Genomic DNA, 25,953 nt, shown 5'->3' with positions numbered 1-25,953 from the left:
TTAATAGTATATTCACACTTAATGCGTTGGTGGCATGTGCGTGCTGTTAGTGGCGTTAGGCGTAATTAGCCTAAATTTAAAAAAAGAATTAAAGTTGCTTTGAATAAGATTTTGCATAAATTTGGCATTTACTAGAAGTTAAGATGAAAAAAAAGACTGTTTTATCTTCTTAATGAGGGTTGACAGTATAGCCAGTGTTAAGGCAGTCTTAAGCTATGAAAACATTTAGTCTTGCAGCGACCATTATTATTACAACCATCATCCTAACTGGATAGTGGCATAGGTCGGTGCAACAAATTTAAAGGCCTGTGTTCACTTAGAACCCAGGCCTTTTTTCGTTTTATGGAATGAGGAAACATAAAAAATGCGCGTTTTAAAATTTGGCGGATCATCGCTTGCCGACTTTGCTTGCTTAGAGATGGTTGCCGTGCTGGCAAAAGCACAATTAAAAGATGAAATGTTATTAGTGCTTTCAGCCCCCGGTGGGATGACCGATTCATTAGTTGCGTTAGCCTCAGCGGCTGAGCAGGGTGAAGACTTTAGTCACTTGTGGCAAGCACTGGTAAATCGATGTGACGAGTTAAAAAAAGCAGTAGAGCAAGGCTATGGTGAAATTGAAAACTGGCCAAATTTTACCGAACTCAAAAACAAACTAGATGGCGTATCACTGATTAAATGCTGCCCAGAGCAAGTACGTGCTTTTATTATTAGCTTTGGTGAGCGCGTTAGTGTGTCGTTAATGCAATGCTTACTCGGTGATTTAAACGCGCAGTACCTTGAAGCGACCAATTGCATAGTATCAACCGGTGGTTATATAGATGCAGAGGCAGACTTAGTTGCTAGTAAAGTACGCTTTCAAGCCGTATTAAAAGAACAACCAGCAACTATTTATATTATGCCCGGTTTTACTGCCAGTAATGAGCAAGGCGAACTGACCACTTTGGGCCGAAATGGCTCAGATTATTCTGCGGCAATTGCTGCAGCTTGCTTAGAAGCCGATGTTTGCCAAATTTGGACCGATGTAGATGGTGTTTACAGTGCCGATCCGCGTTATATAAAAACCGCCACTAAAGTTGATTTTTTATCTTATAAAGAAGCGATGGAGCTTTCTTACTTTGGTGCAAAAGTACTACACCCTAAAACAATTTTACCCTGCGCTAAAGCCGGTGTACCGTGCGAAATTAAAAACACTCGTAACCCCAATGCACAAGGCTCACTTATTAGTAACGAAAGCGTTTCATCTGAGCCAGTAAAAGCACTGTCAAGTTTACAAGATTTAGCAATGCTTACCGTGTCGGGCCCCGGCATGAAAGGTAAAGTGGGGATGGCATCTAAAGTATTTAATGCCCTTGCGCTTGATAATGTGTCGATTGTTTTAATTACCCAGTCATCGTGTGAGTTCAGTATTAGTTTTTGTGTTCATGAGGTCGATTTAGCGCTGGCACTTGAAGCGTTGCAAACCGCATTTAAATTAGAGTCTCAAGCTGGTTTAATTGAACCAATACAAGTAAAACGTAACTTAGCTATTGTTACTTTAGTGGGCGATAATATGCGTGCGCACAAAGGTTTAGCGGCTAAGTTTTTTGCATCACTTGCTCAAGCACAAGTAAATATTGTAGCTATAGCCCAAGACTCTACCGAAAGTTCTATTTCGGCCGTGATCGATGGTGAGCGTTGTAATGGCGCGGTAAAGGTTTGTCATGAGAATTTCTTTACCCATATTCCATCAATTGACGTGTTTTTATTAGGGTGTGGTTTAGTAGGGCAAGAGCTTATTGAGCAACTAGAGCGTCAACAAGCATGGCTTGAAAAACGCAATATTAAACTCAAGCTTTATGGGGTTGCCAACTCTCGCCAGCTACACTTAGACAGTGAAGGTATTGCCTTTGATGATTGGCAGCAAAAGCTTGGCGCATCAGAACAGGCTTTTGATTTAAAACTAGTTGAACAATTTGTACAGCAAAACCATTTAATAAATCCTGTATTAGTTGATTGTACTTCGTCAGATGCGTTATCGGCGCAATACGTAGACTTTTTAAATGCCGGTTTCCATGTTGTAGCCGCAAATAAAAAGGCCAATACAAGCTCGTATGCTTACTATCAAGACTTAATTACAGCAACGCAAAAAAATGGCCGTAAGTTTTTGTACGAAACCAACGTAGGAGCCGGTTTGCCGGTACTCGATAACTTAAAGTCGTTATTTGGTGCAGGGGATGAGTTACTAGAATTTAGCGGTATTTTATCAGGCTCGCTATCGTACATGTTTGGTGCGCTGCAAGATGGCTTGTCACTGTCTGAGGCAACAATTAAAGCCAAAGAAAGTGGCTTTACAGAACCTGATCCGCGTGATGACTTATCGGGGACAGACGTAGCACGAAAACTATTAATTATTGCCCGCGAGTCTGGCATGCCACTAGAGCTAAGCGACATTGAAGTAGAGTCGGTGTTACCGCACGATTTTGCACAAGGCGATGATGTAAATACGTTTATGGAAAAGCTTCCTAGCCTAAACGCAGGTTTTAACGACCGTATAGCAAGTGCTGCAGCAGAGGGTAAAGTACTGCGTTACGTAGGCACAATTAAGCAAGGCCACTGTAAAGTAGGTATAGAAGCCGTTGATGCAAAACATGCACTTTACGATATTCGTGATGGCGAAAACGCATTAGCAATTTTAAGTCAGTATTATCAGCCACGCCCATTTGTTATACGAGGCTATGGCGCAGGTTCAGCAGTAACGGCCGCTGGTGTATTTGCTGATATTTTAAAAACGTTATCGCGCTAGGAGCAAACAATGATTGAAGTATATGCTCCCGCATCTATTGGTAATTTTGCCGTTGGCTTTGACGCATTAGGCGCAGCTCTTGCACCTATTGACGGCAGTTTATTAGGCGATGTAGCCGTTGTTAGTGCCGCATCGAGCGATGAGTTTATTTGCTCTGGCGAATACGCGCATAAGCTACCAAGTGATGCCAGTGAAAACTTAGCGTATCAATGTTTAGTGCATTTTAGAGCGCATGTAGCGCCTAATATGCCAAGTGTAAAGTTGGAACTGAAAAAGAATTTGCCCATAGGTTCAGGGCTAGGATCAAGTGCGTGTTCGGTGGTAGCAACCTTTGCTGCCCTTGATAAATTTGCCGGTACCAAGCTTAGCCAAGTTGAACTTATTGAATTAATGGCCGACTTTGAAGCAGTTGTTAGTGGTGGTCGTCATTACGATAACATCACGCCATGTTATTTAGGTGGCCTGCAGCTAACTGGCGATTTAATTCCTAATAAATCAATTGCTTTGCCAGTTGATGAAAACTGGTATTACGTTGCTGCGTTTCCTGGTTTTTCACTTAATACAGCAAAAGCACGCTCAGTTTTACCAAAAGAATTGAGCATGCACGCAGGTGTAGAATTTGCGCAGCGTTTATCTGCCTTTAGTAGTTTATTGTTAATGCATCGCTTTGATGATGCATTGAGTATTATGCAAGACGATATAGCCGAGCCATACCGTGCGCCACTTATAACAGGCTTTAGTGAAGCAAAAGCGAGTTTGCCAGCGCTAGGCGCCGAAATTGTTAGTATTTCTGGTGCAGGGCCAACATTATTTACTGTGTGTAAAACATTAAAAGCTGCACAGCAATGCGCGCAGTGGCTTGAAAGTAACTACATAAACGAGCAAGGTTTTTGCCATATTTGTAAATTAGATAACGACGGCACACGTCAATTAACAGTTTTATAGGATAGCAGTTATGCAATTACATAATTTAAAAGAGTGTTCGCAACAAGTGTCGTTTGTTGAGGCAGTAAAAACGGGTTTAGGGCGTAATCAAGGGGTGTTTTTTCCCGAGTCATTAACACCGCTAACGGATGTTGATGCACTACTTGATATGGATTTTGTAACCCGTAGCAGTAAAATACTCTCGCATTTAATTGGCGATGAATTACCAGCTGATACCGTTACACATATGGTTAAAAATGCATTTAACTTTCCGGTTAAGCTGGTGGAAGTGGCAGAGAACACTTATTGTTTGGAGTTGTTTCATGGGCCTACCTTAGCGTTTAAAGATTTTGGTGCGCGTTTTATGGCAGAGTGTTTAGCGCAGTTTAATCAAGGCGATAAAGTGACTATTTTAACTGCAACGTCGGGCGATACTGGCGCGGCGGTTGCACATGCGTTTTATAATAAGCCTAATATCGACGTAGTAATTTTATACCCTAAAGGTAAAATTTCACTGGCGCAGCAAAAGCTCTTTACTACATTGGGTGGCAACATTCATTGTTACGCGGTTGAAGGCAGCTTTGATGATTGCCAAGAGTTAGTTAAAAATGCGTTTTTAGATGAAGAAGTTAAATCTACACTGGGGCTTAACTCTGCTAACTCTATTAATATTAGTCGCTTAGTAGCGCAAGTTTGTTATTACTTTGAGGCAATTGCACAATTACCAAAAGCAAAACGTGCTACTGCGCACATTTCGGTTCCAAGTGGTAACTTTGGTAATGTGTGCGCGGCAATGATAGGTGCTGTTATTGGTTTGCCTGTTGGCAAACTAAGTGCAACTACTAATCAAAACGATACAGTACCGCGCTTTATGCTGGATAAAAACTGGACGCCAAATGCGACGCTAGAATCACTTTCAAATGCTATGGATGTAAGCAAGCCAAATAACTGGCCACGAGTGCAAACTATGCTCGACAACAATTGGTTTAGCTACGATAATTTTTATTCAACCAGCGTAAACGAGCAAGATACGCAAACAGTGATGAAAAATATTCAACAAACAGGTTATGTTGCTGAGCCGCATACCGCTATTGCATACCAAGGGCTTGTTGAAAATCGCGCTTCTGGTGCTGCTGGAATCTTTTTAGCCACGGCTCATCCTGCTAAATTTAAAGACAGTGTTGAAGGTATTTTAAACATTGAACTAGATATGCCAAAGCCACTTGCAGATGCATTAGCTAAGCCATGCTTAGCTAATGATATAAATGCTGATTATGATGCCTTACGTACTGAAATGCTTAAAAAATTAAGTTAAAAATAAAGTTTAATTAAAGCGGCCTTGGTCGCTTTTTTATAGGTATATTTTAGTGTGGATGTTAATCCTTTCATTAGCTATGCAAATATAGTAATTAATATATATTTTAATTTGTTATGTAATGATTAAAAAATATCATCTTAAAAAGCCTGTGAAATAAATTCAATCCCTGTTTAAATATCCTCAACTTAAGAGCGTAGGCAAATAGTCGTTTTAAGCGTACAATAAAGCCTCTAAAAAATACCATACACCTTGCCCCAGGAGACCCCAATGTTAGAACGTAGCATGAATATTTCAGATTTTGACCCAGAGTTATTTGACGCAATTGCAAAAGAAACTGCGCGCCAAGAAGATCACATTGAATTAATCGCTTCTGAAAACTACTGTAGCCCACGCGTACTAGAAGCACAGGGTTCACAGTTAACTAATAAATACGCAGAAGGTTATCCGGGCAAACGTTACTATGGCGGTTGTGAGCATGTAGACGTTGTTGAGCAATTAGCGATTGACCGTGCTAACGAACTATTTGGTTCTGACTACGCAAACGTACAACCACATGCTGGTTCGCAAGCAAATGCGGCTGTTTTTTTAGCGTTATTAAACGCCGGTGACACTGTACTTGGTATGAGCTTAGCTCATGGCGGCCATTTAACGCATGGTTCACACGTAAACTTTTCAGGTAAGCTTTACAATGCAATTCAGTATGGCCTAGATGAAACTACAGGCGAAATTGATTACGCACAGGTTGAAGCGCTAGCGCTTGAGCACAAGCCAAAAATGATCATTGGTGGCTTCTCAGCATACTCAGGTATTGTTGATTGGGCTAAATTACGTGAAATCGCTGATAAAATTGGCGCTTACTTTTTTGTAGATATGGCGCACGTTGCTGGTTTAATTGCGGCGGGTATTTACCCAAGCCCAGTTCCTCACGCACATGTTGTTACTACAACTACACATAAAACATTAGCAGGCCCACGTGGTGGTTTAATTATTTCGGCATGTGGCGACGAAGCAATTTACAAAAAGCTTAACAGTGCTGTTTTCCCTGGTGGCCAAGGCGGTCCTTTATGTCATGTTATTGCTGCTAAAGCAGTGGCATTTAAAGAAGCTCTACAGCCAGAGTTTAAAGTGTACCAAACACAAGTTGTTAAAAATGCACAGGCTATGGTTGCTGTTATGCAGGAACGTGGCTACAAAATTGTATCTGACAAAACTGAAAACCACTTATTCTTACTTGATTTAATCAATAAAGATATTACCGGTAAAGATGCAGATGCTGCTTTGGGTAACGCTCATATTACAGTTAACAAAAACTCAGTGCCTAACGATCCACGTTCACCGTTTGTAACATCTGGCCTACGTATTGGTTCACCTGCAATTACTCGTCGTGGTTTTAAAGAAGCAGAATCTAAAGAGCTTGCTGGCTGGATCTGTGACGTACTAGATAACATCAATGATGAATCAGTACAGGCGCAAGTAAGAGAAAAAGTAAAAGCTATTTGTGCAAAACTACCTGTTTACGCTTAATAAAAGTAAAACAGTAATTTAGATCACAATCGCTTAGTTTTTTGCTAAGATAAAGGCCGCTTTAAAGCGGCCTTTTTTGTTTTTTAAAACGGAAGTACCTAGCTATGCATTGCCCATTTTGTACCGCAAAAGATACCAAAGTTATTGACTCTCGCCTGGTTGGCGGTGGTCACCAAGTGCGTCGTCGTCGTGAATGCAATGACTGCCATGAGCGTTTTACTACGTTTGAGGGCGCAGAGCTGGTTATGCCACGGGTAATAAAACAAGATGGCAGCCGCGAACCCTTTAACGAAGATAAGTTATTAAATGGTTTAAACCGCGCACTGGAAAAACGCCCTGTAAGTACCGAACAAGTAGAAGAAGTCGTTCATATAATAAAATCGCAATTACGCGCAACCGGCGAGCGAGAGGTTTCGAGCCATTTAGTGGGAGAGTGCATTATGGAAGCGCTTAAAAAACTCGATAAGGTAGCTTATGTGCGCTTTGCCTCAGTGTATCGCTCGTTCGAAGATATTCGCGAATTTGGCGAAGAAATTGCCCGTTTAGGGGAATAAGTATGCAAAGCGACTACGTTTTTAACCTATATGACGAAATGTATATGGCACGTGCTATAGAGCTGGCTAAAAAAGGCCGGTTTACTACCACGCCTAATCCAAACGTAGGTTGTGTATTAGTTAAAAACAATGAAATAGTAGGCGAGGGATTTCATCAGCTTGCCGGACAAGGGCATGCAGAAGTAAATGCACTTGCTATGGCAGGCAGTAAAGCAAAAGGCGCAACAGCTTATGTTACGCTTGAGCCATGTAGCCATTATGGTCGTACACCACCGTGCGCAGAAGGTTTAAAAGCCGCCGGTGTAGTAAAAGTAATTGCTGCTATGGTCGATAGCAATCCACAAGTGGCAGGTAAGGGGCTGAAAATACTTAGCGACGCTGGTATTGAGGTTGCACATGGGTTACTTGAAGCACAGGCTAGGGCGCTTAATTTAGGCTTTTTTAAACGCATGGAGCATGGCCTGCCCTATGTAACGTGTAAAATGGCCGCCAGTATTGATGGCAAAACGGCGCTAAATAATGGCCAAAGTAAGTGGATAACAGGCGCAGCAGCACGCCAAGACGTACAGTTATATCGTGCACAAAGTTGCGCTATTTTAACCGGTGCCGACACAGTATTAGTAGATGACGCTAAATTAAATGTGCGTAAAAATGAATTACCGCAGGCATTACCTACACAGTTACCGCTTCGCCAACCGGTGCGTGTTATTATTGACTCGCAAAATCGTTTAACCCCAAATCTTGCTTTATTTGCTATTGAAAGTGAAATAATAATTTTTACTACCAAGGTTGATAAATCGCAACATTGGCCGCATTTTGTAAAGCATATAGTAGTAACTGCTAGTAATTCAAAAGTTGATTTAACCGCGGTTTTAAAAAAGCTCGCAAAGCTGCAATTTAACACCGTGTGGCTAGAGGCAGGGGCAACCCTTGCGGGTAAAATGGTTGAACTGGATTTAATAGATGAATTTATTTTTTATCTAGCGCCTAAATTAATTGGGTGTGATGGCAAGAGTTTAGTTAATTTTCCTGAGTTGATCAGTATGCAAAATACGATTAATTTAACTTTTAATGAGTGTACGCGTATAGGTGATGATTTACGTATTAGCGCAGTAAAAAGCTCATTAAAACCACTTGATAAAAAAGAGTAATGCTATGTTTACTGGGATAATAGAAGCCACAGGCAAAATTGCTTTATTACAAAAAAAACAAGGCGATTTAGCTATTCGTGTACAAAGCCCTGACCTTGATATGAGTGATGTTAAGTTAGGTGATAGTATTGCCACTAATGGTGTGTGTTTAACTGTTGTTGATAAACATGCCGATGGTTTTAGTGCCGACTTATCAAATGAAACCATAGGTTTAACTGGTTTTGCTCATTACACATTAGGGCAAACAGTTAATCTTGAAAAAGCCATGCAACCGGTTTCGCGTTTAGGTGGGCATTTAGTGTCTGGTCATGTTGATGGCATTGCTACAATTACCGCCATTACGCCAAACGCACGTGCTACAGAATATTGGCTAACCACAGATGAAAACCTAATGAAATACATACCATACAAAGGTTCGGTATGTATTGATGGTATTAGCCTAACAGTGAACGCAGTAGAAGGTAATAAATTTAAATTAACGATTGTGCCCCATACCAGCGAGCAAACAACGATAGCTAATTTTAAAGTGGGCACCCAAGTTAATTTGGAAGTCGACCAAATTGCGCGTTATTTAGAGCGGCTTATAAAAGGCGCAGAGCAGCCTACGGGCGCTGATATTTCAATGAGCTTACTCGCAAAAGCGGGCTTTATTAAGTAACGCAACTAACAACTAATAAGAGTGAATTATGAACTTACACAGCGCAGAAGAAATTATCGCAGACATTAAAGCCGGTAAAATGGTTATTTTAATGGACGATGAAGACAGGGAAAATGAAGGCGATTTAATTATTGCCGCCGAGCATATTAGCGCAGAAGCTATTAACTTTATGGCTACGCATGGCCGTGGTTTAATTTGTTTAACCATGACGCAACAGCGATGCGAGCAACTTGATTTACCGCTTATGGTAAAAAATAACGGTGCTGCGTTTTCAACTAATTTTACTATGTCGATAGAAGCTTCAAAAGGCGTTACCACAGGTATTTCGGCAGCAGATAGATCACGTACAGTGCAGGCAGCGATAGCTAAAGGCGCAGTGCCTAGCGACATAGTACAACCTGGGCATATTTTTCCTATAATGGCACAACCTGGTGGTGTTTTAACGCGTGCAGGGCACACTGAAGCTGGCTGCGACTTAGCCCGTTTAGCAGGGCTTGAGCCTTCATCGGTTATTGTAGAAATACTCAATGCAGATGGCACTATGGCGCGCCGTCCTGACTTAGAGGTATTTTCTAAACAGCACGATATTAAAATTGGCACCATAGCTGATTTAATTGAATACCGTAACTTAAACGAAACCACGATAGAGCAAGTTGCAAAGTGTAAGTTACCTACCGAGCACGGTGAGTTTGATTTAGTAACTTATAAAGACACCATTGACGGACAACTACATTACGCATTAGTAAAAGGCGAAATAAAACAACAAGCGCCAACCGTAGTGCGAGTACATTTACAAAGCACCTTTAACGATATTTTACTCTCAGATAGAAATTCTGAGCGTAGTTGGGGCGTGTCTGACGCAATGGCTTATATAGCGAAGCATAATGGTGTATTAGTTATTTTAGGCAAACAAGAAAGCACCGCAGAACTTGAGGCAACAGTAAAAGCGTTTGCAGCCGAAGATTCGGGTGAGGATGTAACACCGAATAAATTTACAGGTACGTCTCGTACTGTAGGCGTGGGTTCACAAATTTTAGCCGATTTAGGCATTAAACAAATGCGTTTAATGAGTCGCCCTAAAAAGTACCATGCACTTTCTGGGTTTCATTTAGAAGTTGTTGACTACATAGAGCCACAGTAATTAGGCGCTAGGCTATTATTTTATTTTTATGGTATGATGCGCTGCAATTTTTGCGCAATCGAAATCGCTCAAACTTATTTTTAAGGTTATCAAATGAAAATTATTGAAGGTAGTAAGTACGCTCCGGGCAAAAAATTTGCCATTGTCATTTCTCGCTTTAATGACTTTATTGGTAGTAGCTTATTAGCAGGCGCTATTGATGAATTAAAACGCACAGGTGGTGTATCGGATGACGATATTACCGTGGTTTATGTACCTGGCGCGGTTGAATTACCTTTAGCAGCGAAACGTATTGCGGCAAAAAAACAGTATGATGCAATCATCGCTTTAGGCGTAGTGATCAGAGGTGGTACTCCACACTTTGACCTAGTTGCTGGCGAATCAAACAAAGGTCTTGCGCAAGTATCACTTGAGTATGATATACCGGTTGCATTTGGCGTATTAACCACAGAAAGCATTGAACAAGCAATTGAGCGTGCTGGCACCAAAATGGGCAATAAAGGCGGCGAAGCTGCTTTAGGCGCGCTTGAAATGGTTAATGTGTTAGATAAAATTTAAGTTTAAGGAATTTTTGTGAAACCAGCAGCAAGACGTAAAGCACGTATATTAGCACTTCAGGCCATTTATTCTTGGCAATTAAGTGGCAATGCAATTGCCGATATCGAACAACAAATGTTGATCGAAAACGACGTGACTAAAATTGATGTTGAATATTTTAAAGATTTAGCCAGTGGCGTTGCGGTAAATTATAAGCAACTAGACGAGGCTGTATCACCGCATTTAACCCGTCCATTCGATGAGTTAGATATGGTTGAACGCGCAATATTACGTTTAAGCAGCTATGAGCTAAAATTTCGTGAAGATGTTCCATACAAAGTGGCTATCAACGAAAGCATTGAATTAGCTAAAATGTTTGGCGCTGAAGATAGCCATAAATTTGTAAACGGTGTACTTGATAAAGCAGTTAAGCATTTACGTAAGTAATATTTAGTCAAATTTTGATAATTATTTTATCAAAATTGGCTGGTATAAATTACCGTTAAAAAGGAGAGCCGGCATAGGTCGGCTTTTTTGTGTATGAAGGAATTTGAATTAATTAATCGTTATTTTAAAGGTCGTGGTATTACTCGCCGCGATGTTAACTTAGGGATTGGAGATGACTGCGCATTAGTTACTGTGCCGCAAAATTGTCAGCTTGCTATTACAACCGATACACTCGTCGCTGGTGTGCATTTTTTTGACGACATTGAACCTCGCGCACTCGGGCACAGAGCATTGGCTGTAAATTTAAGTGATTTAGCGGCAATGGGGGCAGAGCCTACATGGGTTTCTATCGCTTTAACACTTCCGAGTATTGATCAGCAATGGATTGAAGAATTGACTGACGGCATGCATGAAATTGCCGAATATTTTAATGTGCAAATAATAGGTGGCGACACGACTCAAGGACCCTTGAGTATTACTATTTGTGCAAAAGGTACAGTGCCCGAAGGCACTGCGTTATGCCGAAATGGCGCAAAAGTAGGTGACTGGATTTTTGTAACTGGGCCGTTAGGTGATGCAGGGCTTGCAATAGAGTCTCGCAAGCAAGGCTTAACGATTGAACCTGAGCACCTAAAACATATTAAAAAGCGCCTTAACTTCCCTACACCTCGAGTGGCCGCAGGGCAGGTATTACGTGGGCTAGCATCTTCTGCTATTGATATTTCAGATGGTTTACTAGCCGATTTAGGTCATATATTAAATATGTCGCAGGTTAGCGCAACGGTTAATATTGAAAGCATACCCACCTCGGATGCAATGAAAGCTAGCCTTGGTTTTGAACAACAATTACCATTTATACTAAATTATGGCGACGACTATGAACTGCTTTATACCGTGCCTGATAGTAATAAAAGTATGCTTGATGTAAAGCTGCGTCAATATGGCGTAGAGGCAATTTGTATTGGCCAAATAAAAAGTGGCGAAGGGCAAATTGACCTGTTACATAAAGGCGAAAAATTTACTTTTAAGCACCAAGGTTTTGAGCACTTTTCTAAGGATTTAAGTTGAACAACAAGCGTTTATTTAACCTAAAGCGTCCACATCAGTTTTTTGGTTTAGGTTTTGGTACTGGGCTTGCACCTATAGCCCCAGGCACATTTGGTACTTTGGCCGCTTTACCTTTTATTTTTATAACCATGCACTACCCGTTGTGGTTACAAATAGTATTTGCTGTAGTGATCAGTGTTTTTGGTATTTGGGCTTGTGGCAAAACCGCAGATGATTTAGGGGTACACGATCACCCCGCGATTGTATGGGATGAAGTGGCAGGCTATTACATCACTATGATTGGTGCCGCACTGAGCTGGCAAACATTATTGGTTGGTTTTTTACTGTTTCGTTTTTTTGATATAGTCAAACCAGGTCCTATCCGTGTGCTCGACAAGCGTGCCCATGGTGGATTTGGCATTATGATTGATGACGTACTTGCAGGTATATTTTCACTTATTTGTTTGCAAGCGCTGATAAAAGTAGGTTTACTACCCTTTTAGTTTATTATTTGATTGTTTAGCTAGGTGGCAGCAATATGATGCGATTTTTACTAGTTTTTGTACTACTAACCTGTGCTATGCCAAGTTGGGCCTCAATTACTGATTACGTAGTTAAACAATGGAATATTAAAGACGGACTCCCCTCACAATCCCTCAAAAGTGTTGTGCAAGACCAGCAAGGTTATATGTGGCTGGGAACTCAATTTGGTTTAAGTCGCTTTGATGGCAATACTTTTACCAACTACAACACGCAAAATAGTCTTTTTTTACCAAGTAATGGTATTAATAAATTACTGATAGATGGCCAAGGATTTTTGTGGATCGGCACCAAAAATGGGTTAGTGGTTATTGACCCTGCAACACTTAGTGCACAAGAGTTTAATATTAAAGGCCCCGTTAGAGATATTTTAGAAGACTCTAAAGGCGGTATTTGGATAGCGGCTAATGGTCTTTATTATGTTGACCGTAGTTTGGTTGATTTACGCGATCAAACTAATGAGCCATCACCCATAGTTAATCCCACTGTTATTACTCAAATAGTTGGCTCTGTGAGCAAGATGGCGCTCGCACCTGAAGGCATTTGGTTAGTAAACGACAGACATTTACTGCGCCTGACAAAAAGTGCTGCTGACTTTTCTAAATTACGCTTAGAGCTTACTGCCAAAGTGTCATTACCCGACAGTTTAGCGCAAACCATAGTGCACGATCTCTCTTTTTTAAATGGTAATTTATATTTAGCTTCTGAGTTGGGTGCTTATTTTTTAGATTTAGATGACGAACTACGTTCTTTCCCACTGCCTAATGTGAATAACTCTGCAGTTTATAAATTTATGAGCGACACCAATGGTGGCTTATGGGTATCTACTTATGGGCGTTTATTATTTCGTGGTAAGTCAGGTGATTGGCAATGGGTTGAGCCAAGTCAGTTAGATCAAAGTATTTGGTTTGCTGACATGTTTCGTGATGATCAAAATAATGTTTGGCTAGCCAGTTTTAGTGAAGGTTTATGGCTGGCTCACGAAGGCCGCATTGAGCGCCACTCGGCAATTTCTAAAATGACCGAAACGGTAATGGCGATTAGTAAATCACCCGATGACAAACTGTGGATTGCTAACAGAAGCGGTGTTGGTTACTTTGATACTAACAAAAACTTTATCAATATAATAAACAGTAGCAAGTATGGGCATGCCTCAGTGCATGATTTACAGTTTGATGGCGATCGGCTTTATATTGCTACTGGGCGAGGGTTATTCTTTTATGAAGACGACACTCTTTACAGCTTTCCTGGGCGCGCATTAAACGACAATCCGGTATTTGCAATTAGCTCGGCTACTCGAGGCGGATTTTGGATTGGTACCGGCCGAGGTTTGTATCGACTCAATTATAGTGGTTTAAGGCCCTTTGCTTATAATGCATTTTTAGGCAGTAAGTTTATTACTTTTGTATTAGATGCCCCAAATTTTGGCATTATTGGTACTAGTAAAGGTGCGTATTACTTTACAGACCGAGGAATAGAAAAAATAGGCGACCAAACTACTTTAGAGAGTGCTTATGTAACCAGTATTTTGCATATAGATGGAGTTGGGATATTAGTTGGCTCGTTAAACGATGGTTTATTTTATCGCAGTGGACAAGGACAATGGCAGCAATTAGATGCGGCAAACGGTTTACCTTATGGTTCTATTTTTAGCTTAAAGTACGATGAAAAATTAAAAAGAATATGGGTAAGCACCATGAAAGGTGTTTATCGAATGCCGGTAGATCAATTTAAAACGCAGATCCAAAGCTTAAAAGTTGAAGAGGTTATTTCCTCGTTCGATCGCCAACTCGATGGTAAAGCCAGCCAATGTTGTAATGGCTTAGGGCATGACGCGGTTGTTGATATGGACAACTCCATTTGGTATCCCAGTTTACAAGGTGTAGTTGAAATACCTAAAAGCGTTGAGCTGTTTGGTTTGCGTGGTTTAAAACCTAAAATTGAAACATTAACTACACCATTACGTAGTTTAACCACAGCTGCATTAGGTAATAAACCGCGATTAAAAATAGACGAGCGCGATGTTACTTTAAAATACACAGCTATTGATTATTACGCGCCAAATAGTATTGAGTTTAGGTATAAATTAAATGGTTTAGATACTGACTGGCGATATGCTAATACTCGCCGCGAAGCTATTTATACTAACCTTCCAGCTGGTGCATTTTTGTTTCAGTTAGAAACAAAACGCCAAGGCGAAGATTGGAACATAGCTCAATCTGTTGATTACGCTTTTGTTGTACCTGAGCGTTTTGACGAAACGATTTACTTTAGATTACTGATCACCAGTGGTTTTGTTTTATTGTTTTATTTAGTGTTTTGGGTATTTAGAGCGCAAGAGCGCCGTAAACAAGAAGTGTTAGAAGGGTTGATCACTGACCGTACCTTAGAGCTTCGTCAAGCAAACGATAAACTTAATAAAGTTAACTCACAGCTTAAGCTAGTGAGCCATTCAGATGAGCTTACAGGGTTACGTAGCCGCCGCTTTTTGTTCGACCAACTACCTAAAGATATTGAACATTTTCAGCGTAACTCACAGTCACTACAAGCGCAGGGCAAGTCGCTAGTACTATTAATTATAAACTTAGATAACTTTAGCCGTATTAACGATGCGTATGGGCCAATTGCCGGAGATAGTTGCTTGCAGCAAATGGCGGTATTACTTAATTCGCGTACTCAGGGCTCAGATTATGTGGCACGTTGGAGCGGCGATGAGTTTTTACTTTTATTACGTGACTTTAAATGTAACTTAATTGACAGCTATGTGTCGGATCTTTGCCAAGGAATTTCCGAACATGCATTTCAATTGCCAAACGGTAAAAGCACTCATATTTCAGCCTCAATTGGTTGGTCGTTCTATCCGCTACCACTATTAGGTGGCCAAGTTATTAGCTGGGAAACCTCGATTAATTTAGCTGATATTGCACTGCATCAAGTAAAAAAACGCGGTGGCGATGGGGTCGCTAATATTACCTTTGATGAGCAGTTAGATGCGTTTGAGTTTGAGCAAAACCCTAATGTTGAACAACAAATAGGCTTGCTACAAGCCAATGGCTTAGCTGATATTAAAGTGTGGATGCGCTAAGCTAATATTTAGATATTAAAAAAGGAGCCTAGGCTCCTTTTTTAATACGCTTTAAATGAGTAGGAAGTTAATTAATAAACGCTTTGATAGCCGTTAATATTCCTTGCTCGCCTAAGCCCATTTCGTCGTGCATTTCGTCTTGTGTACCGTGCTTAATAAATTCATCAGGGATACCCAAATTAAGAATGCTAACCTTTGCTTTTTGCGTTGCTAAATACTCATTAACCGCAGAGCCAGCACCGCCAGAAATTGCATTGTCTTCAAGCGTAACTATTACATCGTGGCTATTTATTAACTCATCGAGTAACGCAGTATCAAGCGGTTTAATAAAGCGCATATTTACAAGTGTTGCACCTAGCTCGCTAGCGGCAAGCTGAGCGTTTTCAAGTAAAGTACCAAACGATAAAATAGCTACATTACTGCCTTGCTTAACAACATCGGCTTTACCAATTTCAAGTAATTGCATATTAGTCGCAATTTCTGCCGTACCAGCACTACCACGCGGATAACGCACAGCAACAGGGCAATTAGCTTGATAACCAGTGTATAACATGTGGCGACATTCGTTTGTATCGCTTGGCGCCATAATGACCATATTTGGAATACAGCGCATAAAGCTTAAATCGTACGCACCTTGATGTGTTTCGCCGTCAGCGCCAACAATACCAGCACGGTCAATGGCGAATAGCACAGGTAAGTTTTGCAGCGCTACATCGTGAATTAGCTGATCGTATGCACGTTGTAAAAAGCTTGAGTAAATTGCGACAACGGGTTTTAAGCCTTCACAAGCAAAACCAGCGGCTAGGGTTACAGCGTGCTGCTCGGCAATCGCAACATCAAAATACTGATCAGGATGCTCTTTTGAAAAACGCACCATGCCAGAGCCTTCGCGCATAGCCGGTGTTATCGCCATTAACTTGCTGTCTTGCTCAGCCATATCACATAACCAATCACCAAATACTTTTGAAAAAGTAGCAGCACTTGGTTTAGATTTAGGTAAGCTAGTTGTGCTTGGATCGAATTTTGGTACGCCATGGTAACCAATAGGGTCGGCTTCAGCGGGTTTATACCCTTTGCCTTTTTGGGTTTTTATATGCAGTAATTGCGGGCCTTTTAAGTTACGCATATTACGCAGCGTATCTACCAACATGTTTACATCATGGCCATCAATTGGACCAATATAATTTAGGCCTAATTCTTCAAAGAAGGTACCAGGGATCATCATCCCTTTAATGTGCTCTTCCATTTTACTGGCAAGTTGCTTAACTGGCGGCACACCCGAGAGTAGCTTTTTACTACCTTCGCGAATGTTAGTATAAAAGCTACCCGATAAAATACGGGCAAAGTGATTTGTTAACGCGCCAACGTTTTCAGAAATCGACATTTCGTTGTCATTTAAAATGATCAACATATCTGATTTTACATCACCTAAGTGGTTCATGGCTTCAAATGCCATGCCTGCTGTAATAGCACCATCGCCTATAACGGCAACCGTTTTGCGTCCTTTACCTTCTTTTTGCGCAGCAATAGACATGCCCAACGCAGCTGAAATAGAGGTACTAGAATGGCCCACACTAAACGTATCGTATTGGCTTTCTTCGCGAAATGGGAAAGGGTGCAAGCCATCTTTTTTACGAATGGTGTGCATTAAATCGCGACGCCCGGTTAGTATTTTGTGTGGGTAAGCTTGGTGGCCTACATCCCATACAAGGCGATCATCTGGGGTGTTATACACATAATGTAGGGCCACAGTGAGCTCTACGGTACCTAAACCAGACGCTAAATGCCCGCTACTTTGCGATACCGAGTTGAGTAAGTAGTCACGCAACTCATGGCTAAATGCAGGAAGCTTATCTTGTGCTAAGTCTCGCAAGTGGGCTGGTTCGTTAACCAAATTAAGTAATGGATACTTGCTGCTATCAAGTGTCATGGTTTTATATATGTCCTTCGCTAACATCAACTAACTGTGCAAACGCGTTGTTTGAGTTATTTGCTGTTCAGTAATAATTTTAGTGCTAAGTTGCAATACGTTTAAGCCGTGTTTAGTGGTCACGTTCAATTAAATAGTTAGCTAGTGACGCTAAAGCACTGGTATCGGCGTCTATATTTGCTAACGCTGTATGGGCTTGTTGTATTAAGTTTTGCGCTTTTTCTTTAGCGCCTAGCATACCTAATAAAGCGGGATATGTCGCTTTATTCGCAGCGATATCTGACCCTTGAGGTTTACCTAAAGTAACGGTATCGCCTTCTACGTCTAAAATATCGTCATGTACTTGAAATGCAAGCCCTATGGCATAGCCAAAAGTGGCTAAATTTTCTAGCGTGTTTTGACTAACATTGTTTGAGCACAAAGCCCCAAGTGTAATTGCACAGCTTATTAGCGCACCGGTTTTTAACTTATGAATACGCTCAAGTTCAGCCACAGTTATTACTTTATCAGTAGCTGCAATATCAAGCCCTTGGCCTGCCACCATACCTTGTAACCCAGAGGCATGTGCCAGTTCAGCAATCATTTTAACTTGAGCTTTGGCACTGCAACTAAAATTATGCTTGGCTATTAACTCAAATGCTAAGGCTTGCAGTGCATCACCCGCTAAAATTGCGTGTGCTTCACCGTACACTATATGACAGGTTGGGCGTCCGCGACGTAATTCATCATCATCCATAGCCGGTAAGTCATCGTGAACTAACGAGTAGCTATGAATACATTCTATAGCTGCGGCAAGTACGTCTAAATCTTGCTTATCTGCGCCAAGCATTTTACCCGTTGCGTAAACCAAAAAAGGACGCAATCTTTTGCCGCCATTCATTAAACTATAATGGGTGGCTGCTTTTATGGTCTCGTCAGTATTAAGCGATTGGTCAAAATAAAGGTTAAGGGTATTGGCTACATCGGTTTGAGCATGTGTAATAAGTTCTTTAATAGTCACGGCTATTCCATATCATTATCAAAGTCGGTTAATGCAGACTTCTCATCTTTGCCCATCAAAATAGCGACCTTTTGCTCAGCTTGTTGCAACTTACTAGACGATGCGCCTGCCAAAGCAATGCCACGCTCAAACTGTTTTAATGACTGCTCAAGCGATAAATCACCTTGTTCCATTTCACTAACGATTGTTGTTAATTCTTCTAGTGCTTGCTCGAAACTTAAGTTTTCAGGTTTTTTAGTCGCCATCTTTATTTCAACTTACATAATAAATTTAGAAGTCAATTTTAGGGGGAATGCTAAACTAGGTCAAAGGATGAAATGGTTTTTTCGTTAATAAACGTTTTATGTTTTAAAAAATTGATAATTAGATAGATAACACAAGTTGATCTAGAATAGTGCTTAATCCGGCTTTTTATGTTTATCTATAAAAAATGGCTTAAGCAATTCAGTATCTTGCCGATAAACAATTAATAACAAACGTTTGCATATAAAAGCAAAAACCTTTGGAGGGAATGTGGATTTAGCAACCATTATTGGGATCCTTGGCGCAATTGGCTTAATTGTCATGTCCATGTTTATGAGTAGTAGCGGTGAAATGGCTATGTTTTACAACACGCCCTCTGTTGTAATCGTATTTGGCGGTTCATTATTTATCGTTTTATCAAACTTTACTATGTCACAGTTTTTTGGCATAGGTAAGGTGGTTACCAAAGCGTTTATGTTTAAGCTTGAGTCGCCAGAAGAGCTAATTGAAAAAGCAGTTGAGCTTGCAGATTCAGCACGTAAAGGCGGATTTTTAGCCCTTGAAGAGGCAGAAATACCGAATCCATTTATGCGCAAAGGCGTTGACATGCTAGTAGATGGCCACGATGCAGATGTAGTGCGTGCCACTTTGCAAAAAGATATCTCATTAACTACAGCACGACACGAGTCAGGTGCTACTTTATTTAAATCTTTGGGTGATATAGCCCCGGCAATGGGAATGATAGGCACCTTAATTGGCTTAGTTGCGATGTTATCTAATATGGATGACCCTAAAGCAATTGGTCCGGCTATGGCGGTGGCGTTGTTAACCACATTATACGGTGCATTTTTAGCAAACGTAGTGGCTATTCCGATTCAAACAAAATTGGAGCTGCGTAAAGACGAAGAGGCAATGAATCAACGTTTAATTTTAGATGCGGTTTTAGGTATTCAAGATGGTCAAAATCCAAAAGTAATAGAAGGTATTTTGAAAAACTATCTTGCTGAATCAAAACGTAAAGTAAACACTGAGGATTAACTATGTCTGATCAAGAGTGCAAGTGCCCACCCCCAGGTTTACCTGCGTGGATGGGGACATTCGCAGATTTAATGTCGCTATTAATGTGCTTTTTTGTGCTCTTGCTTGCGTTTTCTGAAATGGATGTACTTAAATTTAAACAAATTGCTGGTTCGATGAAATTTGCATTTGGTGTACAAAATAAAATAGAAGTAAAAGATATCCCCAAAGGCACATCAGTTATTGCTATGGAGTTTACTCCGGGCAAGCCAGAGCCGACGCCGATTGAAACAATTCAACAACAAACGGTAGAAATGACCCAGCAAATGTTGGAGTTTCAGGCGGGGGATGAAAGCTCAGCAGGCGGAAGGCAAGAACAGCGCGGCGATAAACGTGGTGGTGAGTCGCGTAGTACTTCCAAAGAGCAAGCATCGGAGCAAGCAATTTCAGCGGCCGATCAACAACAAACAAACGACTTAGTGAAAAAAATTGCCCAGCAGTTAGAAAAACAAATAATTGATGGTGCCATAGAACTTGAATCATTAGGGCAGCAAATAATCATTCGAATTCGTGAAAATGGCTCTTTTCCTTCGGGTAGCGCATTTTTACAACCTAAGTTTAAACCCATTATTCAAGAAATTGGCGTGCTATTAAAAGATGTACCTGGAGAAATTACAGTGTCGGGGCATACCGACGATTTTCAGGTTTCAAACGAGTTATATATTAATAACTGGGATCTTTCATCTAAGCGCGCAGTTGCAGTAGCCAGTGAACTGCAAAAAGTAGTTGGATTTGATAAAAATAGAATGATGGTAGTAGGACGTGCTGAAACCCGGCCGTTAGTACCAAACGATAGCAATGAAGATCGCCGTCGTAATCGACGGGTCGAAATATCTATTTTACAAGGAAAAGCCAAAGAGTCTGATCCTATCGATGTAAGGTAGCAGTCATTTTATTAAAAACACACTTGGTTTAAGTAAACACAGTGCTATTGATTTTAGGTGACTTTTAGTCAATTTTGACTAAAAGTCACCACCTCAGCCAAATACCTCAGAACTCTTAAATAGTTCGATTTAATAAAAACATCCCACACTGTAAATTGATATGCTAAACTACTGTTTATATAAACAGTAAAAGAGCTTGCTTATGAAACTCTATATTGCCGAAAAACCATCATTAGGGCGCGCCATTGCCGACGCGCTACCAAAACCGCACAAAAAGCACGATGGTTACATAGAAGTCGCAAATGGTGATTGCGTATCTTGGTGTATTGGCCATTTATTAGAGCAAGCCGAACCCGATGATTACGATGAGCGCTTTAAAAAGTGGCAGTTTGAGCACCTACCTATCATTCCTGAACAATGGCAATTAAAAGCAAAAACTAAAACTCGCAAGCAGCTTACTGTGTTAAAAAAGCTAATAAAACAGGCTACAGTGCTTGTACATGCTGGCGATCCCGACCGCGAAGGACAATTACTTGTCGATCAAGTTATTGAAGAAGCCAAAATAAGCAAAACCAAAAAACAGCATATTCAACGCTTATTAATAAGTGATTTAAACTTAGCTGCAGTAAAAAAAGCATTAACGACTATGCGCTCTAACCGTGAGTTTATTCCGCTGAGCGTATCAGCCTTAGCGCGCTCTCGTGCTGATTGGTTGTTTGGTATGAATTTAACCCGTGCTTATACTTTAGCGGGGCAAAAAGCTGGGTTTGGTAACGTACTGTCAGTAGGGCGAGTGCAAACACCCATACTTGGCTTGGTGGTTAATAGAGATAACGACATAGCAAATTTCGTATCAAAGCCTTTTTATGAAGTATTAGCCCATTTAGTCACCCCTGAAAAACAATCATTTAGTGCAAAATGGATACCCAGTAAAGCATGCGAGCCTTATCAAGACGAAGAGGGGCGAGTAGTAAATAAAGCATTGGCAGAAAACGTAGCCTCGCGGATCACACAGCAAAATGCTGAGCTAACGGTGCTTGAACAAAAGCAAAAAAAACAAACTGCGCCACTGCCTTATAACTTATCTGCTTTGCAGATAGATGCGGCAAAAGCATTTGCTATGCCAGCGCAAAAGGTGCTGGATATATGCCAAATTCTTTATGAGCGTCATAAGTTAATAACCTACCCACGTTCAGACAACCGCTACTTACCTAATGATCATCACCAAGATGCGTCTGCTATTTTAAAAGCAATAAGCGTTAATCGCGGGCAAAGTGTTGAGTTAGTAAATGCAGCTGATAGTAAAAAACGTAGTAAATGTTTTAACGATTCAAAAGTGGCTGCGCATCATGCCATTGTTCCTACGGCAAAACAGTTAAAGTCGGCAAGTTTGGGTGGCGATGAGACAAAGGTTTATCAATTAATATGTCGTCATTATTTAATACAGTTTTATCCCGACTATATTTATAACGAAACTAAAGCAGAAGTAACTATTGCTGGCGGGTTATTTAAAGCAAATGCAAAGCAAGATGTAAGCTTGGGTTTTAAGGTGCTAATGGGTAAGTCTGAATTAAAAGATGAAGCCACGCTACCGCCTTTAACAAAAGGCATGTTACTTTTTTGCTCGCAAGGAGAGGTTGTTGAAAAATATACCTCACCGCCAGCGCACTTTAGTGATGCGACTTTACTTGCAGCCATGACAGGCATAAGCCGGTATGTACAGGATCCGCAAATAAAAAAAGTACTTAAAGACACCGATGGCTTAGGGACAGAGGCAACACGAGCGGGGATCATTGAATTACTATTTAAACGCCGTTTTTTAAAACGCGAAGGTAAATTAATTAAAGCAACCGAAACTGGAAGTGCACTTATTAGCGTGCTACCGCAAGGTTTAGTTCGCCCCGATTTAACCGCTAAATGGGAATCGAGCTTAGGTGATATTGCACAGCAAGTAATGAGCTATCAGCAATTTTTACAGCCTTTACTTGCCGACTTAAATAGTTTTGTACAACAAGCTGCAAATTGCGATAGCAATGTATTTGCAAAACTGCCTAAAACTTCAGCTAAAAAGCGTTTTGTTAAACGTGGTCAAAAAACGCCTTATAAAAAATCGAGTTATAAAAAAAGCTCTGTTGTTAGTTAATTACAGAGCTATTAATTAAAAAAACTATTGATTAAACAAAGCCACTGCTGCATTACTCATGGCTTTAATGCCAGTTGGTAGTGCGACTTTATAGTCTGGGGCAAACTTACTTGAATGCAGTGAATGCAGTGAATGCAGTGAATGCAGTGAATGCAGTGAATGCAGTGAATGCAGTGAATGCAGTGAATGCAGTGAAGGCAATGTTTTGCCTGTTTTTATTGCGTTTGCATATTTTGTTTGGTTAACGCCACCGAGCCAAAATAGTGTGATAGGAATATTTTCGTCAGTGCGGCCATATAGGCCAAAGTCTTCACCTGCCATTACAGGGAGGGTTTCAAGCACATTATCATCACCAATGGCGCTGGCAATACTTTGGCGCACAAGATTGGTTTGTGCTGGGTTATTATATGTAGATGGAATTGACTCATCCTCATGTACTTGCACCTTAGGGTAGAGCGCTTTCTCAAGGCCTGCACTTTGTGCAATACCGGCGGTAATGCGTTTAATTGCTGCAATTTGTGCATTTCTAATATCAGGGTTATAACTGCGTAATGTAAGTTGTAACTTTACTTCATCAGAAATAACATTATGTTTTGAGCCACCACGAATAGATCCAACAGTAATAACAGATGGCTCTAATGGTGAAAGCTCACGACTCGTAATAGTTTGTAGTGCAAGCACGGTGCGTGCAGCAATAATAACCGGATCAATAGTGGTATGCGGATAAGCTCCGTGTCCGCCTTTACCCTTTATAGTTATATCAACAGAATCGACGCTGGCCATAGTATATTCGTTTTTCATCGCAACTTTACCGGCAGGTACACTTGCACTTACATGTAGCGCAATTATGTGATCAGGTTTTGCATATTTACTAAATAAACCTTCTTTTAGCATAGCTTTAGCACCACCGCCCACTTCTTCTGCGGGTTGTGCCACCATCATTAGCGTGCCTTGCCATGCATCTTTGTGAGCTATTAGTTGTTCAGCAGTACCAATAAATGAGCTCATATGTATATCGTGACCGCAGCCATGCATAACACCTACTTTTGCGCCGTGCTCATCTATTACTGTTACTTTAGAAGCATACGCCTTGTCTGTTTGTTCTGTAATAGGTAAGCCGTCGGTATCGGTACGTATCATTACTGTCGGGCCATCACCATTTTTGTAAATACCTACAACACCAAACCACCTACATTGCTTGTAACTTCAAAACCAAGCTTATTTAACTGCGCTGCAATTTTTTTTGCGGTTTGTTGCTCGTGGTACGAAAGCTCGGGTGATTGATGCAAATCGAGGTAAAAGCTTTCTATTGCAGGCATGCTGCTATGTAAATTTAAGTCTAATGATTTAGCCGCCAATACAGGGCTAGCTAATAATAGCGCTACACCTAAGTAAGTTAACTTCATGATTTTCCCTTATTGATATAAATGTATATCCAAGTGATTTAGATATATGACTTGTAATAATTATGTTCACCACCATATAAAAACCTAAATAAATGAATATGGCAATCAATTCAATGAGCAACATAGTTAGTATCAACGCGCAAAATTTTCAGCAAGTACTTGGCGAAACATCACAACAAAAGTTGGTACTGCTAAACTTCTACTCAGCGCAAAGTCCTGAATGTATTAACCAGGCTGCAATATTAGATAAATTAGCCGCTGAATATAACGACTATATAGTAGTAGCAAATTTAGATTGCGATGCAGAGCAAGCTCTGGCTTCGCAATTAGCGCAACAAGTTGGTTTACAAACACTCCCCACACTGGTGTTGTTAAAAGACTCAGCACCCGTTGATGTATTATCGGGTGCCCAAGCTGAGGCACAAATACGTGAAGCATTAGCTAAACATTTACCCGCTCAACAAGACCTACTATTAGAGCAAGCAAAGCAAGCATTATTAAAATCAGATTTAAATGCCGCGTTTAATTATGCAAAGCAAGCTTACGAAATTGACAACAGCAACGCGCGTATAAAATTAGTACTTGCAGATATATGTATTCAAATTCATAAAGTAGATGAAGCGCAAGCACTAATAAATACAATAGATGCACAAGAGCAAGATACTTACTTTAATAATATAAAAGCAAAATGCGAAGCTGCGCTTGAAGCAAAAGATTCACCAGAGATAAAAGAAAAGCAGCAGCAAGTAGAAAAGTACCCAAATGACTTAGAATTAAAAGAAGAGCTAAGTGTTTTACTCAATGAAGCCGGCAGAAAAGAAGAAGCATTAGATGTACTATTTACAGTGCTGCAAAAAGATCTGAATTTCAACGAAGCAAAACCAAGTTTTTTAGCCATTATTGCCTCTTTACCCGATGGAGACGCACTTGCTGCCAAGTATCGCCGTAAGCTATATAGTATTTTGTACTAAAACTTAATAGCTATTACTTTTAAAAGCACCTTATCTAGGTGCTTTTTGCATTTTAAGTTTATAGCAATATAACAGTGAGCTTGTTTAAGGAGTAAAAAACGCAGTTATCCACAGGGTTTTGTGGGTAACCTGTGGGTCTGGGTTGTGTATCTTTGGGGTAAAAATTAAATGCAAAAAAGGCGATAAAAACGCTTGCGTAAAATCTGCGGCTCCCTATAATGCGACCCCACAGAGAAGGGAAACGCCGAAGCATAGCAAGGCACGAACTACTTAGAGAGTTAAATAAAACTTCGGTTTTAAATCTTCCAAAAAGAAAGTTTAAAACAAAGTGTTGACTCGAAAAATAAAGGATGTATTATACGCATCCCTTGAGACGCTAAAGCGAATCAAAACGTTCTTTAACAATATAAAGCAATCATCTGTGTGGGCACTCGTACAGATTGAGTTCTAACAGCCAAACTGCTTACTCTTTATGGGTAATTAGCGAGGCAAACAAATTAGAGTCTCAATTGAAACTGAGTGACCATATGTTATTAAAAGATTCAGCCTTGAGCTGTTTTGATTTTACTTTTTTTAAAAGTGAAAATAATA

The 25,953-nt window shown here is 40.5% G+C and carries 20 protein-coding genes and 1 pseudogene; 17 read left to right on the top strand and 4 right to left on the bottom strand.

Going from position 1 to position 25,953, the window contains the following annotated elements; genetic code table 11:
- Positions 1-364 precede the first annotated feature (364 nt).
- From thrA to PTRA_RS12365, 13 genes are all read left to right on the top strand, one after another.
- Positions 365-2,782 carry a bifunctional aspartate kinase/homoserine dehydrogenase I gene (gene thrA, locus PTRA_RS12425; protein ID WP_058374005.1) on the top strand — a complete coding sequence of 806 codons (2,418 nt, stop codon included), beginning with the start codon at positions 365-367 and terminating at the stop codon, positions 2,780-2,782.
- Positions 2,783-2,791: 9 nt separating this feature from the next.
- Positions 2,792-3,727, top strand: coding sequence for a homoserine kinase (thrB, locus tag PTRA_RS12420; RefSeq protein ID WP_058374004.1), 936 nt, complete (start codon positions 2,792-2,794; stop codon positions 3,725-3,727).
- A 10-nt stretch (positions 3,728-3,737) separates the two neighbouring features.
- On the top strand, positions 3,738-5,021 hold the full coding sequence (gene thrC, locus PTRA_RS12415) for a threonine synthase (protein ID WP_058374003.1): 1,284 nt from the start codon (positions 3,738-3,740) through the stop codon (positions 5,019-5,021).
- Between the two features lie 270 nt (positions 5,022-5,291).
- Positions 5,292-6,548, top strand: a complete 1,257-nt coding sequence (gene glyA, locus PTRA_RS12410) for a serine hydroxymethyltransferase (protein ID WP_011329026.1) — start codon at positions 5,292-5,294, stop codon at positions 6,546-6,548.
- A 104-nt stretch (positions 6,549-6,652) separates the two neighbouring features.
- Complete coding sequence (nrdR, locus tag PTRA_RS12405; RefSeq protein ID WP_058374002.1) at positions 6,653-7,102, top strand: transcriptional regulator NrdR; 450 nt, start codon at positions 6,653-6,655, stop codon at positions 7,100-7,102.
- 2 nt (positions 7,103-7,104) lie between these two features.
- On the top strand, positions 7,105-8,253 hold the full coding sequence (ribD, locus tag PTRA_RS12400) for a bifunctional diaminohydroxyphosphoribosylaminopyrimidine deaminase/5-amino-6-(5-phosphoribosylamino)uracil reductase RibD (RefSeq protein ID WP_058374001.1): 1,149 nt from the start codon (positions 7,105-7,107) through the stop codon (positions 8,251-8,253).
- A gap of 4 nt (positions 8,254-8,257) precedes the next feature.
- Complete coding sequence (locus PTRA_RS12395) at positions 8,258-8,911, top strand: riboflavin synthase (RefSeq protein WP_058374000.1); 654 nt, start codon at positions 8,258-8,260, stop codon at positions 8,909-8,911.
- Positions 8,912-8,939: 28 nt separating this feature from the next.
- Positions 8,940-10,052 carry a bifunctional 3,4-dihydroxy-2-butanone-4-phosphate synthase/GTP cyclohydrolase II gene (gene ribBA, locus PTRA_RS12390; protein WP_058373999.1) on the top strand — a complete coding sequence of 371 codons (1,113 nt, stop codon included), beginning with the start codon at positions 8,940-8,942 and terminating at the stop codon, positions 10,050-10,052.
- A gap of 93 nt (positions 10,053-10,145) precedes the next feature.
- On the top strand, positions 10,146-10,610 hold the full coding sequence (ribH, locus tag PTRA_RS12385; protein ID WP_011329021.1) for a 6,7-dimethyl-8-ribityllumazine synthase: 465 nt from the start codon (positions 10,146-10,148) through the stop codon (positions 10,608-10,610).
- Positions 10,611-10,625: 15 nt separating this feature from the next.
- Positions 10,626-11,036: a transcription antitermination factor NusB gene (gene nusB, locus PTRA_RS12380; RefSeq protein WP_011329020.1), complete on the top strand. Its 411-nt coding sequence runs from the start codon at positions 10,626-10,628 to the stop codon at positions 11,034-11,036.
- A 93-nt stretch (positions 11,037-11,129) separates the two neighbouring features.
- On the top strand, positions 11,130-12,104 hold the full coding sequence (gene thiL, locus PTRA_RS12375) for a thiamine-phosphate kinase (protein ID WP_058373998.1): 975 nt from the start codon (positions 11,130-11,132) through the stop codon (positions 12,102-12,104).
- Complete coding sequence (locus PTRA_RS12370; RefSeq protein ID WP_011329018.1) at positions 12,101-12,586, top strand: phosphatidylglycerophosphatase A family protein; 486 nt, start codon at positions 12,101-12,103, stop codon at positions 12,584-12,586. The genes thiL and PTRA_RS12370 overlap by 4 nt, the downstream gene beginning before the upstream one ends.
- 35 nt (positions 12,587-12,621) lie before the next feature.
- Positions 12,622-15,708 carry a ligand-binding sensor domain-containing diguanylate cyclase gene (locus tag PTRA_RS12365; RefSeq protein ID WP_058373997.1) on the top strand — a complete coding sequence of 1,029 codons (3,087 nt, stop codon included), beginning with the start codon at positions 12,622-12,624 and terminating at the stop codon, positions 15,706-15,708.
- A 67-nt stretch (positions 15,709-15,775) separates the two neighbouring features.
- Here the strand turns inward: PTRA_RS12365 and dxs are convergent, their stop codons facing one another.
- From dxs to PTRA_RS12350, 3 genes are all read right to left on the bottom strand, one after another.
- Positions 15,776-17,638 (bottom strand): 1-deoxy-D-xylulose-5-phosphate synthase, encoded by a 1,863-nt coding sequence (gene dxs, locus PTRA_RS12360; RefSeq protein WP_058373996.1) that lies wholly within the window; start codon positions 17,636-17,638, stop codon positions 15,776-15,778.
- Positions 17,639-17,750: 112 nt separating this feature from the next.
- On the bottom strand, positions 17,751-18,638 hold the full coding sequence (gene ispA / locus PTRA_RS12355; RefSeq protein WP_058373995.1) for a (2E,6E)-farnesyl diphosphate synthase: 888 nt from the start codon (positions 18,636-18,638) through the stop codon (positions 17,751-17,753).
- 2 nt (positions 18,639-18,640) lie between these two features.
- Entirely contained in the window at positions 18,641-18,883 is a 243-nt protein-coding gene (locus PTRA_RS12350; protein ID WP_058373994.1) for an exodeoxyribonuclease VII small subunit, read from the bottom strand.
- A gap of 268 nt (positions 18,884-19,151) precedes the next feature.
- Between PTRA_RS12350 and pomA the strand changes: the two genes are divergently transcribed.
- The 3 genes from pomA (at position 19,152) to PTRA_RS12335 (ending at position 22,985) form a co-directional block, all read left to right on the top strand.
- Positions 19,152-19,919 (top strand): flagellar motor protein PomA, encoded by a 768-nt coding sequence (gene pomA, locus PTRA_RS12345; RefSeq protein ID WP_041454537.1) that lies wholly within the window; start codon positions 19,152-19,154, stop codon positions 19,917-19,919.
- Between the two features lie 2 nt (positions 19,920-19,921).
- On the top strand, positions 19,922-20,842 hold the full coding sequence (locus PTRA_RS12340; RefSeq protein ID WP_011329012.1) for a flagellar motor protein MotB: 921 nt from the start codon (positions 19,922-19,924) through the stop codon (positions 20,840-20,842).
- A 202-nt stretch (positions 20,843-21,044) separates the two neighbouring features.
- Complete coding sequence (locus tag PTRA_RS12335; protein WP_058373993.1) at positions 21,045-22,985, top strand: DNA topoisomerase III; 1,941 nt, start codon at positions 21,045-21,047, stop codon at positions 22,983-22,985.
- Positions 22,986-23,009: 24 nt separating this feature from the next.
- Here PTRA_RS12335 and PTRA_RS12330 read toward each other — a convergent pair.
- Positions 23,010-24,391, bottom strand: a pseudogene (locus PTRA_RS12330) (M20 metallopeptidase family protein).
- A 113-nt stretch (positions 24,392-24,504) separates the two neighbouring features.
- On the opposite strand from PTRA_RS12330, the gene PTRA_RS12325 reads away from it, so the two are divergent.
- Complete coding sequence (locus PTRA_RS12325) at positions 24,505-25,362, top strand: tetratricopeptide repeat protein (RefSeq protein ID WP_058373992.1); 858 nt, start codon at positions 24,505-24,507, stop codon at positions 25,360-25,362.
- The last annotated feature ends 591 nt before the right edge of the window (positions 25,363-25,953 follow it).

The sequence above is a fragment of the Pseudoalteromonas translucida KMM 520 genome, assembly GCF_001465295.1.
GTDB classification, from domain to species: Bacteria; Pseudomonadota; Gammaproteobacteria; order Enterobacterales; family Alteromonadaceae; genus Pseudoalteromonas; species Pseudoalteromonas translucida.
The sequence above is the reverse complement of the archived record's forward strand: the minus strand, read 5'-3'. Positions and strand labels throughout refer to the sequence as shown.

Excerpts from the sequence above, each read along its gene's own strand:
- thrA (WP_058374005.1), top strand. The coding sequence starts at position 365 with ATGCGCGTTTTAAAATTTGGCGGATCATCGCTTGCCGACTTTGCTTGC.
- thrB (WP_058374004.1), top strand. The coding sequence starts at position 2,792 with ATGATTGAAGTATATGCTCCCGCATCTATTGGTAATTTTGCCGTTGGC.
- thrC (WP_058374003.1), top strand. The coding sequence starts at position 3,738 with ATGCAATTACATAATTTAAAAGAGTGTTCGCAACAAGTGTCGTTTGTT.
- glyA (WP_011329026.1), top strand. The coding sequence starts at position 5,292 with ATGTTAGAACGTAGCATGAATATTTCAGATTTTGACCCAGAGTTATTT.
- nrdR (WP_058374002.1), top strand. The coding sequence starts at position 6,653 with ATGCATTGCCCATTTTGTACCGCAAAAGATACCAAAGTTATTGACTCT.
- ribD (WP_058374001.1), top strand. The coding sequence starts at position 7,105 with ATGCAAAGCGACTACGTTTTTAACCTATATGACGAAATGTATATGGCA.
- PTRA_RS12395 (WP_058374000.1), top strand. The coding sequence starts at position 8,258 with ATGTTTACTGGGATAATAGAAGCCACAGGCAAAATTGCTTTATTACAA.
- ribBA (WP_058373999.1), top strand. The coding sequence starts at position 8,940 with ATGAACTTACACAGCGCAGAAGAAATTATCGCAGACATTAAAGCCGGT.
- ribH (WP_011329021.1), top strand. The coding sequence starts at position 10,146 with ATGAAAATTATTGAAGGTAGTAAGTACGCTCCGGGCAAAAAATTTGCC.
- thiL (WP_058373998.1), top strand. The coding sequence starts at position 11,130 with ATGAAGGAATTTGAATTAATTAATCGTTATTTTAAAGGTCGTGGTATT.
- PTRA_RS12365 (WP_058373997.1), top strand. The coding sequence starts at position 12,622 with ATGATGCGATTTTTACTAGTTTTTGTACTACTAACCTGTGCTATGCCA.
- dxs (WP_058373996.1), bottom strand. The coding sequence starts at position 17,638 with ATGACACTTGATAGCAGCAAGTATCCATTACTTAATTTGGTTAACGAA.
- PTRA_RS12350 (WP_058373994.1), bottom strand. The coding sequence starts at position 18,883 with ATGGCGACTAAAAAACCTGAAAACTTAAGTTTCGAGCAAGCACTAGAA.
- PTRA_RS12340 (WP_011329012.1), top strand. The coding sequence starts at position 19,922 with ATGTCTGATCAAGAGTGCAAGTGCCCACCCCCAGGTTTACCTGCGTGG.
- PTRA_RS12335 (WP_058373993.1), top strand. The coding sequence starts at position 21,045 with ATGAAACTCTATATTGCCGAAAAACCATCATTAGGGCGCGCCATTGCC.
- PTRA_RS12325 (WP_058373992.1), top strand. The coding sequence starts at position 24,505 with ATGAGCAACATAGTTAGTATCAACGCGCAAAATTTTCAGCAAGTACTT.